This is a genomic window from Frankia sp. CeRuru1 (genome assembly GCF_977966315.1).
Window position 1 is genome coordinate 1 of the sequence record NZ_CDWWEW010000109.1, and the last position, 12,539, is coordinate 12,539.

14 protein-coding genes and 1 pseudogene are annotated in these 12,539 nt (G+C 69.9%); 9 read left to right on the forward strand and 6 right to left on the reverse strand.

The genetic code is table 11. The features are described 5' to 3' along the window. The 3 genes from AC08OP_RS10400 to AC08OP_RS10410 all read left to right on the forward strand — a co-directional run. Positions 1-624 (forward strand): response regulator (locus tag AC08OP_RS10400; protein WP_476614003.1); only part of this gene is annotated, 624 nt, incomplete at its 5' end. Between the two features lie 135 nt (positions 625-759). Beyond that, positions 760-1,398 (forward strand): response regulator, encoded by a 639-nt coding sequence (locus tag AC08OP_RS10405; protein WP_476614004.1) that lies wholly within the window; start codon positions 760-762, stop codon positions 1,396-1,398. A gap of 304 nt (positions 1,399-1,702) precedes the next feature. Then, a complete protein-coding gene (locus AC08OP_RS10410) occupies positions 1,703-4,360 on the forward strand; it encodes a WD40 repeat domain-containing serine/threonine protein kinase (protein ID WP_476614005.1) in 2,658 nt (885 codons plus the stop codon). Positions 4,361-4,369: 9 nt separating this feature from the next. On the opposite strand, the gene AC08OP_RS10415 is transcribed toward AC08OP_RS10410, so the two are convergent. The 4 genes from AC08OP_RS10415 to AC08OP_RS10430 form a co-directional block, all read right to left on the reverse strand. Beyond that, complete coding sequence (locus AC08OP_RS10415) at positions 4,370-5,062, reverse strand: alpha-ketoglutarate-dependent dioxygenase AlkB (RefSeq protein WP_462187546.1); 693 nt, start codon at positions 5,060-5,062, stop codon at positions 4,370-4,372. A 204-nt stretch (positions 5,063-5,266) separates the two neighbouring features. Beyond that, positions 5,267-5,548 carry a metal-sensitive transcriptional regulator gene (locus AC08OP_RS10420; RefSeq protein WP_462187547.1) on the reverse strand — a complete coding sequence of 94 codons (282 nt, stop codon included), beginning with the start codon at positions 5,546-5,548 and terminating at the stop codon, positions 5,267-5,269. 391 nt (positions 5,549-5,939) lie between these two features. Next, a complete protein-coding gene (locus AC08OP_RS10425; RefSeq protein WP_476614006.1) occupies positions 5,940-6,083 on the reverse strand; it encodes a hypothetical protein in 144 nt (47 codons plus the stop codon). Positions 6,084-6,352: 269 nt separating this feature from the next. Next, entirely contained in the window at positions 6,353-6,649 is a 297-nt protein-coding gene (locus AC08OP_RS10430; RefSeq protein WP_476614007.1) for a hypothetical protein, read from the reverse strand. A 77-nt stretch (positions 6,650-6,726) separates the two neighbouring features. Between AC08OP_RS10430 and AC08OP_RS10435 the strand changes: the two genes are divergently transcribed. Continuing rightward, the gene (locus tag AC08OP_RS10435; protein ID WP_173645797.1) at positions 6,727-6,957 is read left to right on the forward strand and encodes a hypothetical protein; all 231 of its coding nucleotides are present in this window, start codon (positions 6,727-6,729) and stop codon (positions 6,955-6,957) included. Between the two features lie 374 nt (positions 6,958-7,331). Further along, positions 7,332-7,541, forward strand: a complete 210-nt coding sequence (locus AC08OP_RS10440) for a hypothetical protein (protein WP_476614008.1) — start codon at positions 7,332-7,334, stop codon at positions 7,539-7,541. Between the two features lie 62 nt (positions 7,542-7,603). Here AC08OP_RS10440 and AC08OP_RS10445 read toward each other — a convergent pair. Together AC08OP_RS10445 and AC08OP_RS10450 are read right to left on the reverse strand one after the other, a co-directional pair. Next, positions 7,604-7,792 (reverse strand): annotated as a pseudogene (locus AC08OP_RS10445) (FmdB family zinc ribbon protein); the annotation flags it as partial. Beyond that, positions 7,741-8,586 carry a 5-formyltetrahydrofolate cyclo-ligase gene (locus tag AC08OP_RS10450; protein WP_476614009.1) on the reverse strand — a complete coding sequence of 282 codons (846 nt, stop codon included), beginning with the start codon at positions 8,584-8,586 and terminating at the stop codon, positions 7,741-7,743. The pseudogene AC08OP_RS10445 and the gene AC08OP_RS10450, both read right to left, overlap by 52 nt. A gap of 285 nt (positions 8,587-8,871) precedes the next feature. Here AC08OP_RS10450 and AC08OP_RS10455 point away from each other — a divergent pair, with 285 nt between their 5' ends. The 4 genes from AC08OP_RS10455 to AC08OP_RS10470 all read left to right on the forward strand — a co-directional run. Beyond that, positions 8,872-9,843: a UTP--glucose-1-phosphate uridylyltransferase gene (locus AC08OP_RS10455; protein ID WP_476614010.1), complete on the forward strand. Its 972-nt coding sequence runs from the start codon at positions 8,872-8,874 to the stop codon at positions 9,841-9,843. A gap of 324 nt (positions 9,844-10,167) precedes the next feature. Then, a complete protein-coding gene (glp, locus tag AC08OP_RS10460; RefSeq protein WP_476614011.1) occupies positions 10,168-11,547 on the forward strand; it encodes a molybdotransferase-like divisome protein Glp in 1,380 nt (459 codons plus the stop codon). Continuing rightward, positions 11,544-12,047, forward strand: a complete 504-nt coding sequence (gene moaC / locus AC08OP_RS10465; RefSeq protein WP_462203809.1) for a cyclic pyranopterin monophosphate synthase MoaC — start codon at positions 11,544-11,546, stop codon at positions 12,045-12,047. Before glp ends, moaC begins: the two co-directional genes overlap by 4 nt. Then, positions 12,044-12,539, forward strand: a 496-nt coding sequence (locus AC08OP_RS10470; protein WP_476614012.1) for a MogA/MoaB family molybdenum cofactor biosynthesis protein, incomplete at its 3' end; no start/stop codon positions are given. The genes moaC and AC08OP_RS10470, both read left to right, overlap by 4 nt.

The following is a 12,539-nucleotide window of genomic DNA, read 5'->3' on the forward strand; positions in this document are numbered from 1 at the left end:
TCCCCGACCCGTTCCGGGTCCGGCGCGGGGGGAACCGCCGGGCACGGGGGCACGGGTGGAATCGGCAGCGCCCACTGGTCCGCCGCGGCCGGCGGGCCGGCGGAGGGCTCGGCGGCCTTCACCTCGGGCTGGCGGCCGAGCGAGCCCGTCACGGTGGGGACTCCGTTCCTCACCGAGTCCACCGAGTCCACCGAGTCCACCGAGTCCGCCAGCCGCCCGCTGACCGAGGGATCGGAAGGATCCGATCCCCTGGTCGGTGCCACGGTGCTGGTCGTCGACGACGACGTCCGCAACGTCTTCGCGCTCACCAGTGCGCTGGAGATGTACGGAATGCGGGTCCTCTACGCCGACAACGGTCATGATGCGATCCGTATGCTGCAGCAGGACACCCCGCCCGTGCACCTCGTGCTGATGGATGTGATGTTGCCGGGCATGGACGGCAATGAAACGACCTCGATGATCCGTGACATGCCGGCGTTCGCGGATCTGCCGATCTTGGTGCTGACTGCCAAGGCCATGCCGGGAGACCGGGAGAAGAGCATCACCGCCGGGGCCACCGACTACATCACCAAGCCCGTGGATCTGGACCATCTCCTCGGGGTGATGCGGTCGTATCTGTATTGATCAGATCGCGTATGGTGCGCATCGGGTGGCTATCGGTGGGGCGGTGAGATGCCGTCGGGAGCGATCAGTGATCGTGGAGGGGTGGCGACGCCCACCACGGGTCGGTAGGGCGATCGCGAAGGAGGAGGCAGGCGGGTGACCGAGCGGACCGGCGGTTCCGTCGACGGCGAAGGTGGGCCGAGCACGGAACGGCCCCGCAGCAAGATCCTGCTGGTCGACGATCGAGCGGACAACCTGATGGCCTTGGAGGCGATTCTCGCCTCGCTGGATCAGGATCTCGTCACGGCGTCGTCGGGTGAGGAAGCTCTCAAGCGTCTTCTGGTGGACGACTTCGCGGTGATCCTGCTGGACGTCCAGATGCCGGGGATGGACGGTTTCGAGACAGCGCACCGGATCAAGCAGCGGGGGCGTACCCGAGACACTCCGATCATCTTTCTGACGGCGATCGACCGCGAGCCGCACCACGCGTTCCGCGGCTACGCTGTCGGCGCGGTCGACTACATCGCGAAGCCTTTCGACCCCTGGTTGCTCCGGGCCAAGGTCAGCGTCTTCGTCGAGCTGTTCGAGAAGAACGAGCGGCTGGCCGAGCTGGTCCACCAGCGTGTTCGCGACTTTGATTTGATGACGGAGATCGCGGAGCGGCTGATCGCGTTGGACGTCCTGTTGGAGGGCAGCGGTCGCAGCTCCGCCGAGGAGACCCTCGCGGCGGCCGGGGCCGAGGTCCGCGGACTCGTCGCTCGGTTGCAGCCCTTCGCTCGGCCGACGAACGCCTGATCGTCCACGGCGCCGGCCGGCGCCCGCCGGCGGGCATCCGGCCTCCCGCCAGCATTATGCGGGATGGCGTGGGTGCGGCTGCTCGACCACTACAAGGGGGCGCCCGGCCCATGGCCCGCGCCGATAACATGAATTTGTCGACCAGATCCGCCGCCGTGCCGGCACGGCCGGTTTGTGTAGTCGTAGGAGGTTTCGTCATATGGCGATATCCCGGCGCAACCTCCCTGGGCTCACTGGGACTGATCTCCAGGCTATCGGTCCGTATACAGTTGAACGGAAGCTGGTCGACGCCAGGACAGGACCGGTGTTTCTTGCACGTAACGGCGAGGCGCGTCCGGTCCTCGTCAAGACGATCACCGCGCCCTTCGGGCGGGACACAGAGTTCCGTCGGCGCCTGCGCGTCGACCTCGACAACATCCGCCGGTTGGCGCCGTCCTGCCTCGCCGCCATCCTCGACCTCGACACGGGCGCTCGCCCCCCCTACGTCGTCGCGGAGTTCATCGACGCCCCGACTCTCGCCGCAACCGTCGCCGACGGCGGAGCGTTGTCCGGACCGGACACCCACCGGCTCGCCGTCGGGCTGGCGACGGCTCTGGCCGCACTGCACGAATCGGAAATTTTCCTCGGCGATCTGAAGCCTATCAATGTGGTTCTTTCCGAGCGGAGGCTGCGGCTGATTGACTTCGGGCTCTTCCGAGCGATGAATGCGGTAAGCATGAATAATCCGGGCGGACCGCCGTCCGGTATCGGCACACTTGCGTTCATAACGCCCGAACAGGTTCTCGGACAGACCGCCACCGTCGCATCGGATGTCTTTACCTGGGGCAGCGTGCTGTTATTCGCCGTGACCGGCCGGCCGCCATTCGGTGCCGGAACGCCCCGGGTCCTGCTGCAGCGGGCCGTCTACGCGGAACCCGACCTGTCCGTGTTCAGTCCGGAGCTGCGCGAGCTGGTCGCGGCGGCGATGCGCAAGGACCCGAAGCGCCGGCCGGCCGCGGCCGAACTGCTCGAACAGCTGGTGGCCCATCCGACACGAAGCAGCGAGGCGGAGCCTGCGGTCGAGCCCACCCGGCGTCTCGCCCTGCCGGCGGGTGTCATCGAGACGCCGGTCCCGGTGCGGACGAGGCGGGCGGCCGAGTCCGAGTCGAAACCGGAGGTCGTAGGCACGAGCGACCTCGCTGCCCCTGCCATCGGTGCCATACACGGCCTCGAGATCGTGCTTGAGACCGAGACCGAGATCGAGATCGAGACCGAGATCGAGACCGAGGCCGAGGCCGTGCTCGAGGCCGAGACTGAGGCCGTGCTCGAGACCAGGGCGGTGCGTGGGGCCGGGCCGGCCGCGGAGATCACGGCCGTCCCGCCGGCCGCCGCGGTCGCCCTCAGCGCCGTCCGTACCGGAGCAGAGCCGCGGATGCGTCCGTCGTCTCCCGGTCCGTCGGCCTCCGTGGCCGGTGCGCCTGCCCCACAGCCCACCGCGGCCGCGAGCGCGCGCGCAAGCCACGTCCAGGAGAAAACCGGGAACGTCTCCGCCTTATCGTCATCATCGTCACCGCGGGATCACCTGGACCGCGGGTGGCTCCGACGCGTGCTCTCGATTGGCGTGGCGGCCTCGGTGCTCGTCCTCCCGACCGTTGTGATCGTCGATACGCTGCGGGAGCGCAGCGCGGCGGCCACGTCGCGCGAGGCGGCCCGTGGCGCGATGCGCCTTCTCGACCGGGAACCGGATCTCGCCGGTCAACTCGCCGTCTCGGCCTACCGCACGGCTCCGACCTCGGCCGCGGCGGAGGCGCTGGTCAATGCGAGCGTCCGGCAGATCGGGCCGGCGACGGGAGCGATCCGCGATCTGCTGATCACCCCGGATGGTCGATATCTAATTATCATCGGTGACTTCGGCGGGTCGGTGTGGAGCATCATCGGTCCTGGCCGGGTGCGTCACGTTACCGACCTGCCCGCGGTGGCCGCAGCCACGGGAGATCGCAGCCCCCTCGCGGCCGGGATCGCCCCGGCGGCAATGGTGAAGGGCCTGCTCGCCGTCGCGCTGGTACCCGCATCCGGTCCAGCCATGGGGGTGCGGGCGTCCACGACCATGGTGACGGCGGGGACGGACCGGGTGATCCGGTTATGGCGGCTGGCCCAGCCCGGGCTCACGGACGACGGTGACCTTCAGTCGGCGATCAAAATCGGTCAGCGAGTGAGTCTGCTCGCCGAGTTGCGGGGACACACGGGTACGGTGGCGAGCGTCGCGGTGAGCGCGGATGGCCGGACCCTGGCCTCGGCGGGTGCCGATCGCGTCGTCCGTCTCTGGGACATCAGCCACCCGCGGAATCCTCGCGCCCTCGCCGAACTGCCCCAGCCGGCGGAGGTCACCAGCCTCGCCTTCACGCCCGACGGCGACTCGCTCGCCGTCGGGGGGGCAGGCCATCTCTCCGTCTGGGATGTGACCGCTGCCGGGCAACCGCGCCGCCGGGCCCACCTGACCGCGGCCGCCACTGTCCGCAAGCTCCTCGCCAGCCCGGACGGCCGGTGGCTCGCTGTGGCGAGTACCTCCGACGGCGGCTCGTTGACGGAGATCTATGGGCTGGACAGCCCCCGGGGACTGCACCGCCTCACCGCCATCGCGAGCCGACCGGGCCAGGCCGGTTCGATCGCGCTCTCCGCCGACGGGCGGGTCCTCGCTGTCAGTACCCCGGCCGGTCAGGTGACCCTCTGGGACATGCGCTCACCGTCCCGGCCGGTGCAGCGGGCCACCCTGCCGGTCGGCACCGCGCCGACGGCGACGGTCTTCGGACCTCTGGGACATGAGGGCGTCCTCGCCGGCGTGGCCGGTGACGCCGTCCGTCTCTGGCAGCTCGACCTGCTCGCGGCCGAGGACGAGATCTGTGCCAGGGCCGAGGGCCGCATCAATCGGGAGCAGTGGCGGACCTACCTCGGTCACCGGCGCTACGACCCGCCCTGTGACTGACCCGGCCGGCTATCGCGAGAAGTGGCGCGCGGCGCCGTAACCGGGGCCCTGTTCCGGGCGGCCCGTCCGGGACGTCCATCGCCACTGGACCGAGATGCGTCCGGCGACGTGCTCCCGGACCCTGGGCACCGCGTGCAGCCAGTCGGCCTGGGCCCGACCTCCCAGCACGATCAGATCACCGCCGGCCGGGGAGAGGTCGCGAGCGCCGGATGCCTCCGGGTCGTCGAGGATCCGTCGGCCGGGCGGCAGGTGGCGGGACTTGATCAGGAACGGTCGCCGGGCACCGAGGGTGAGGATGGCGATCACCGTGTCGTCGAGCCAGCGCATCTCGCGGTCCCGGTGGAAGGCGACGCCGTCGGCTCCGTCCCGGTACAGCGACAGGCCAAAGCCGTCGAACTCCACGCCGTAGGTCCGCCGCAGGGTCCGGTAGGCGTCGAGCAGGGCGGGAAAGGCGACCGGCTGACCCCGCGGGATCCAGGCGCTCATCCGTGGTTCGGTGACGTGGCGTTCGTAACGCCACATGGTTCCCTGTCGCCAGGGGATCTCGGCATGCAGGGTCTCGTATAGCTGGTCGGCGCCGCGTAGCCATCCGCGCGTGACGTCGGCCCAGGACCGGTCGTCCAGCCAGATCCGTTGCACCGACGCGGTGCGGTCGACCGCACCGTCGGCGGGCACCGCGGTGCCGTCGGTCTCGCTCGTCACCCGGCCGACGCTACCCGGCCGACGCCATCCGGACGGCCCGGTCCGGGGCCGGCATCTGGCGTAACCTGCGAGATCCAGGAGGCATATTCCGTGACGGTGAACAGGCGAGGATGACCGGCGCAGCACCCGACCCCGGGACCTCGACGAACCTCGAGAGCGATGTCCGTCGTCTTACCGGAACCGCCTTCACCAGAACCGCCGTAGTCAGGACCGAACGAGCCGCGCGATCGCGGCCGACGCCTCCCGGATCTTCTCGTCGGCCACCGGACCGCCCTCGGCGGCGGCGTGCGTCACGCAGTGCGCCAGATGGTCCTCGAGGAGCCCGAGGGCGACCGACTGCAACGCCCGGGTCGCCGCCGAGACCTGGGTGAGGATGTCGATACAGTACTTGTCCTCGGCAATCATGCGCTGTAGCCCCCGGACCTGGCCTTCGATGCGGCGAAGCCGAGCGGTGTAATCGTCCTTGGTGTTGGTGTAGCCGTGCATCCATCGCGCCTTCCCGTCCGGGTACCCCCCTACGGTACCCGGGCCGGTGCCGGTCGTCGGATTGGGATTCGGTGAGATAGCGGCGCCAACCGCTGACTGGAATTCGAACCGATGCTCCTCCCGGCGGTGACAGGTACCACGATCATCACCGTGGGTGAGAATTCTCCGCCCGTGCGGTATCAGTGGCGCGGGTCCTCCAGGACAGGTTCGGGTTGCCCGTCCACGTCCTGCCTAACTGCGCAGATGCCGCCCCGCTGGACGGGTACCCGGCACGGATCATTCCGGGCAAACCGCACCCGGCGCCTCATAATTGCGCCTGGAAAGTGCCGAGTGGTGCACTTTCTCGCCCTGGTGGCGGGGGTTGGTGGTGACGAGTGGGTTCGCCGCCGGATCAGCGGTCGACGTGGTGCGGTGGAAGATCGGCGAGGAGCCGTTCGATGTCCGGGTCCTCGTCCTCGGACAATGACTCGTCACCCCAACCGATCTCGCGTTCGTCGTCGAACAGCTCGTCGTCGCGCGGCTCTGTAGCGCCCATGATCTTCCCCTCGTGTGGCGCAGATTGTTCGCAACCGAGGTTCCGGCGCGGGATACGGTCTGCTGTCGCGGTCTGGTGTCGCGATCCCGACAGTGCTTCGGGTGAATCGTTTGCAGGATTGGATGCCGGATCGGACTCCGGCCGGGTACGGGTTAGGGCCGGCCGTTGTTCGGCGGGCTGCCCGGAGTGTGCTTATTACTCCCGATGGCCGCCGGCATGCTACCCGAGCGGGCGGCCACCCGGCCGCTCGGCCGCCCGCTCGCCGCCGGTCAATCTACGCCGCCGCTGCCGTCTCGACTGGGTGCCGCCGCCAAGGCGTGCCCGATTATCTCGACGACTAGGCGCAGGGTCGCTCGACTTCCCGCCAGGAAGGCATCCGTCTCCCGCTGGGACCAGGCAGAAGCAAGTATCCCGGGCTCCGGCACCCGGGCGGCCAGAACCGCCCGTATCGACGCCCGGTAGCGGCGCACCGTGATCGGTGGATCGCCGACCGGATCTTCGTCGTAGTCCTCGTCCCGGTCTAACAGGGCCCGGACCTCATCCAGGCGGCGAGGGGTGGGGGGCATGGTTTCCTCCTCCGTCTATTTGCTGCTCAGCAAATTAGACCCTAGCGAGGTTCTTGAGGAAGAGCAAAGTGGTTACGATGTTCCGCGTGGACGACGGTGAGCAGTTGGTCGGCATCGGGGACATCGCGTTCCAACTCAAGATCACTCGCCAGGCGGTGGACTACTGGACACGCAAGGACTCCCGGTTTCCGGCGCCCTTGCAGGTCATCAACGCGCCGATGGGTAGCGGTGCCAAAGGCACCCGGGTTTGGCGCAAGCGAGAGGTAGACGCCTGGATCGTGGAGCACTATCGGCGGCGCAAACAGTAGGCGTCCCGGCCATCGGCCGAGGTCACCGCATCAGGTCAGATCTGGCCGGCACCAGGGCTCCGGGCCGTCCGGTGGCGCGGCCGGTCCAGGGCGGCCAGAAATCGCCGCCAGTGGGGCGGAAGGGCTTCCGTTAGATGAGTAAGTCCGAACTCTGAGCTGGCTGTAGCCGGGCATGAAGAGATGGCTTCCAAGGCCATGGTGTGACGCAAGATCTGGAAACCCTCTCCGGCATCTCCCGGTCACCGCATCCGGGGGTCGGTGGGTGAGCCGCGGCGGGGAGGAGCTGGGTACTCCGTGCCCGGGCATGCCCAAGGCGTCCAGGCCGAGACGCCCGGACGCCTTGGGCGGATCCAGCGGCTGGTCAGGCCGCCGCGGTGCTGGAGGCCGGAGTCGACGTCGTCGAGGAAGCCGTGGCGGTGCCGCCCGACGAGGTCGAGGACGACGAGTCCGAGCTGGCGGAGCTGTTGGTGCTCCCTCCGGATGTCGCCTCGCTGCCGCTGCTCGTGGCCGTGGCGTCACCGATGTCCTTGGGACGGTGCTGCGCGGACCCGCCGGAGGAGTTGGACCGGCTGTCGTTCTTGTAGAAGCCGCTGCCCTTGAACACCACGCCCACCGAACCGAACACTTTACGAAGTCGCCCGGCGCAGGCTGGGCACTCCGTCAGTGATACGTCGCTGAAGCTCTGTACGACCTCAAGGTCACGCCCGCAGTCGGTGCAGCGGTACTGGTAGGTAGGCACGTGCTCCTCCCGGAGTTGGCACTCTGACGTGGAGACTGCCAACTTTAGCTTGTAGAGGGCCCGAGATGTTCCCCGGTGCCGTCGGTTGGTTCGCACCGTAGCGTACGACTCGGCGTGATGATGATCTTTACGTTGTGATCGTGGGACTCCGTGGGGACCTCATCCAGAACCTCTTGGTCGTGCAGGACGGCGATCACCGGAACGTCGGCGCCCACCCGGGCCAGCACCCGGTCATAGGAGCCCCCACCGTGCCCCAGACGCCGGCCCGCCCGGTCGACCGCGAGCGCCGGGATGATCACCACGTCGGCCTCGGCGAGAACCCCGCGGGGTGCCGCCGCCGGTGGTTCGCGGGTACCCAGCGCGCCAGGCACCAGTGTTCCGACGTGCTCCCGGAAGTCCAGATCGAGATCGGCGCGCAGGGCGGGCAACAGCACCCGCACCCCGCGAGCCAGCAGTCGATCAAGCAGCTCGGCGGTGTCCGGCTCGCCGGGCAGCCCCACATACGCCGCCACGCACCGCGCGGCCTCCACCTCGGGCAGCCGCTGGATGCGGTTGGCCAGTCGGGACGCATCCGACCTGGACAGCGAGCTCCGACGTAGGGCCGCGGATGCGCGGCGCTGTATCAGCAGCCGGGCCCGCAGGCGAGCCTTGGCCTCGCCGGCCTCGGGGCGGCCGCCGGGGGTTCGGTCGACACCGCCGTGACGGGGGCGGGCACGCCCCGGGTCCGCTGGCCGACTCCCGAGTTCGGACACCGGTCCGGGATGCGGACGGATCGTCAGCTCGACGGTGAGCTCTTCGTTGAGATCATCCGGAGGCCGGTCATTCCACTGCACACTGACAGCCTCCCGCAGGTTGGCCGCCAGCGGGCGGGTTGCCGCAGCATACGACACGTGAACGTGGGCGTGATGTTGGGTGGAGGGTTCTCAGGTTACAAATTGTGGTATTTATAGTCACTAGTAGTGATGTTGTCGGTTGGTAGAGGTGTTGCCAGTTACTGGTAGGGGTGTTGTCGGTGGTGGATCGGGTGGCATGAGGTGCCGCGGGCTCGTTCTCGGACCCGCGGCGCACGTCCGGGCGAGCGGCGGGCGGGACCGGCGGCCGCCGTGAGCTGTGCATTGCCTGTGCCGGGGCCGTGGGCGGTGCCCGTGGCCACGGACCCGACTAAGGTTTCGGCTATGCCAGTAACGAAGGCGGTAATTCCAGCCGCGGGTCTGGGGACCCGCTTCCTGCCGGCGACGAAGGCCGTCCCCAAGGAGATGCTGCCGGTCGTCGACAGGCCGGCTATCGAATACGTCGTCGAGGAGGCGTCCCGCGCCGGTCTGCGTGATGTCCTGCTTGTCACAAGCCGCACGAAAAAGGCGATCGAGGATCATTTCGATCGTGAGGCGGACATCGAGGCGGCCCTCGAACGGAAGGGCGACGATCTTCGTCTCCGTCGGGTCCGGGCGTCGGCGGAACTGGCCGAGGTCCACTCGGTCCGCCAGCAGTCGCCGCGTGGGCTCGGTCATGCCGTGCTCTGCGCGGCGGCGCACGTGGGGAACGAGCCGTTCGCCGTCCTCCTCGGTGACGATCTCATCGACGAGCGGGACCTGCTGCTCGAGGAGATGCTTGCCGTGCAGCGCCGCTTCGGGGGCAGCGTCATCGCCCTGATGGAGGTGCCCGAGGACCAGGTCTCCCTCTACGGCGTCGCCACGGTGGAGTCCATCGGCACTGGTACCGGCACCGGTACCGACGACCGGTACGGGATCGTGCGGATCCGTGACCTGGTCGAGAAGCCACCGGTCGCGCAGGCTCCGAGCAATCTGGCGATCATCGGGCGGTACATCCTCTCGCCGACGATCTTCGATGTCCTGCGGCGGACCGAGCCGGGACGGGGCGGGGAGATCCAGCTCACCGACGCCCTGCGGATCCTGGCGCTACGGGCGGTCGAACCGGCCGGTGCCGCGGGGGACACCGACAGCGACACTGCCGCTGAGCCCGTGCACGGGGTGATCTTCACGGGTCGGCGGTACGACACCGGCGACCGGGTGGACTACCTGAAGGCCGTCATCCGGCTCGCGTGCGAGCGCGCCGACCTTGGCCCCGAGCTGTACCCGTGGATCGAGGAGTATGTCGCGTCCGGCGGCCCGAAGGCAGCATTATCCTAATTTATCCATATTTTTCAAATTTATCCGCTTCATCGCTTGAGGGTCTTGGGATGTGCTGGCTTCTCTTCGGGTAGGCCTTGACGGCTCCGGCGACGACTCCGGCAAGGACCGGAACGCTCCTGGAACCGGCCAGCGCCCGGCGGTCGCGGCACGCCGTTCGGACCGGGAGGCCCGGAGCGGATGCGCCCCGTCCCGACCGCTGGAGGTACCCGAAGGTAACTGCGGGTAAGAGGTGCCCGGGCTTCGACGGCCGTAGCCTGGGTGATGCCGGACCCGGCGCGCGACGGGTGGTGCATCGAAGGGCAGAGAAATGGACGGGCGCCCATGACTTCGGTGGATGAACACCTCGAGCGGATCCTGGCGACGGTGCGGCCGACCCGCGCTCGGCAGGCCAGGCTGGACGAGGCGCACGGATGCGTGCTCGCCGCGGACGTCCGGGCGACGGTCGCGCTTCCCGGGTTCGACAACTCGGCCATGGACGGGTACGCCGTCCGGGCCGCCGACGTGGCCGAGGCGTCGGCGGCCACTCCCGTCTCCCTGCCGGTCATCGGCGACGTCCCCGCGGGTCCGGGTTCGCCGGCCGCGCTGGTCCCCGGCGCCGCGGTACGCATCATGACCGGGGCCCCGCTGCCCCCGGGAGCGGATACGGTCGTCCAGCTCGAGTGGACCGACGGTGGCTGCCAGACCGTCGCGGTCCAGCGGGCGCCGCGCCGTGGCCTGCACATCCGCCGGACGGGGGAGGACGTCGCCCCGGGCGCCCTGGTGCTCCCCGCCGGGACGATCATCGGGTCCGCGCAGATCAGCCTGCTCGCCGCGGTCAACGTGGCCCGCCCGCCGGTGCATCCCCGGCCGCGGGTGGCGGTGCTGTCCACCGGGACCGAGCTCGTCGAGGTCGGTACACCGCTGGGCGCCGGGCAGATCGTCGACTCGAACAGCCATGGCATCGCCGCCGCGGCACGGGAGGCCGGCGCAGTGGTACGCCGCCTGGCCGGGGTGCCCGACGAGCCGGACGCCTTCGCCGCCGCCCTGCACGGGGTGCTTCCCGACGTGGATGCCGTGGTGACGACCGGTGGCGTCAGCGTCGGGGCGTACGACGTCGTCAAGGAGGTGCTCGCGCGGACCGGGACCGTCCGGTTCGACCGGGTCGCGATGCAGCCGGGCAAGCCGCAGGGTTTCGGCCTGGTCGACGGTGTGCCGGTCTTCACGTTGCCGGGGAACCCGGTCAGCGCCCTCGTCTCGTTCGAGCTGTTCGTCCGCCCGGCCCTGCAACGGATGCGCGGTCTCGCCGGCACCGGGCTCCCGAGGATTGTCGTGACCGTCGGATCCGACCTGCGTTCCCCGCTCGGGAAGAGGTCCTTCCTGCGGGTGGGGCTGGAGCGGAGCGGGGACGGCGGGCGCCTGGAACCCGCCACCGTCGCCCATCTGGCCGGCGGGCAGGGGTCACATCAGCTCACCTCGCTGGCGGGAGCGCAGGCGCTGCTGATCATCCCTGAGGAGGTTACCGAGGTGTCGGCGGGCAGCCGGCTGCCGGCGTTGTTGCTCCCGGACGGATTGAGGGCCATTCTCTCCGGCATGGCCTGGGCGGTTGCGGACACTGCGGACGTCGATGCCCCGGACCTGGCTTCCCCGGACCTCGGCTCGCGGGCTGAAGCCGGCCGGGGGGACGCGGCCGCGGCCCGGGCCGCCGGATCGGTGCCCTGGTGACCGCCGCCCGGCTCACCCACGTCGACGACCGCGGCGCGGCCCGCATGGTCGACGTGTCGGCGAAGGACGTCACTGCCCGTACCGCGACCGCCACCGGGATGCTGCGGGTCATTCCCGAGGTCGTGGCGCTGCTGCGCGGGCAGGGGGTACCGAAGGGCGACGCCCTCGCAGTCGCCCGGGTCGCGGGGATCATGGGGGCCAAGCGCACGCCTGATCTCGTTCCGCTCTGCCATCCCATCGCGATCTCCGGCGTCACGGTCGAGCTGGACGTACGGGACGACGGTGTGGCGATCACGGCCACCGTCCGGACGGCGGACCGGACCGGCGTCGAGATGGAGGCGCTGACCGCCGTCGCCGTCGCCGGGCTCACGCTGCACGACATGGTCAAGGCGGTGGATCCCGCCGCGGAGCTGACCGGGGTGCGAGTGATCGCGAAGACCGGGGGACGCTCCGGAGACTGGCCTGCCGCCCCCCCGCCGGGCGCGGGGTCCGCGGAATGAGTGGCATGCGCCACCTTCCCGCGGGTGCCCGGGCCCGGGTCATCACCGTCTCCGACCGGGCGTACCGAGGGATCTATGCCGACCGGTCGGGCCCGTTGCTCGTCGCCGGGCTCGTCGAACTCGGTTTCGAGGTGGGCGCGGCGACGATCGTCCCGGACGAGCGGGATGAGATCGTCGTGGCGCTGCGGTCCGCCGTCGCCGACGGCGTGGATCTGGTGGTGAGCACCGGTGGCACCGGCCTCGGTCCCCGCGACGTCACCCCCGAGGCGACGCGCGAGGTGATCGAGCGGGCCGTGCCCGGACTTGCCGAGGCGCTGCGCGCGGCGGGTCGGGAGACCGTGCCGGCGGCGGTGCTCTCCCGCGGGCTCGTCGGAACCGTCGCCGCCACCCTGGTGGTGAACCTTCCCGGCTCGACCGGTGGGGTACGCGACGGGCTGGGCGTGCTGGCCGGGGTGGTGGGTCATGCCGTCGCCCAGCTGCGCGGGGCCGACG

What these genes read in the sequence shown, in the direction of transcription:
- AC08OP_RS10420 (WP_462187547.1), bottom strand. Translation starts at nt 5,548, where the DNA reads ATGCACGGCTACACCAACACCAAGGACGATTACACCGCTCGGCTTCGC.
- AC08OP_RS10435 (WP_173645797.1), top strand. Translation starts at nt 6,727, where the DNA reads ATGTTCCGCGTGGACGACGGTGAGCAGTTGGTCGGCATCGGGGACATC.
- AC08OP_RS10455 (WP_476614010.1), top strand. Translation starts at nt 8,872, where the DNA reads ATGCCAGTAACGAAGGCGGTAATTCCAGCCGCGGGTCTGGGGACCCGC.
- AC08OP_RS10430 (WP_476614007.1), bottom strand. Translation starts at nt 6,649, where the DNA reads ATGCCCCCCACCCCTCGCCGCCTGGATGAGGTCCGGGCCCTGTTAGAC.
- AC08OP_RS10425 (WP_476614006.1), bottom strand. Translation starts at nt 6,083, where the DNA reads ATGGGCGCTACAGAGCCGCGCGACGACGAGCTGTTCGACGACGAACGC.
- glp (WP_476614011.1), top strand. Translation starts at nt 10,168, where the DNA reads ATGACTTCGGTGGATGAACACCTCGAGCGGATCCTGGCGACGGTGCGG.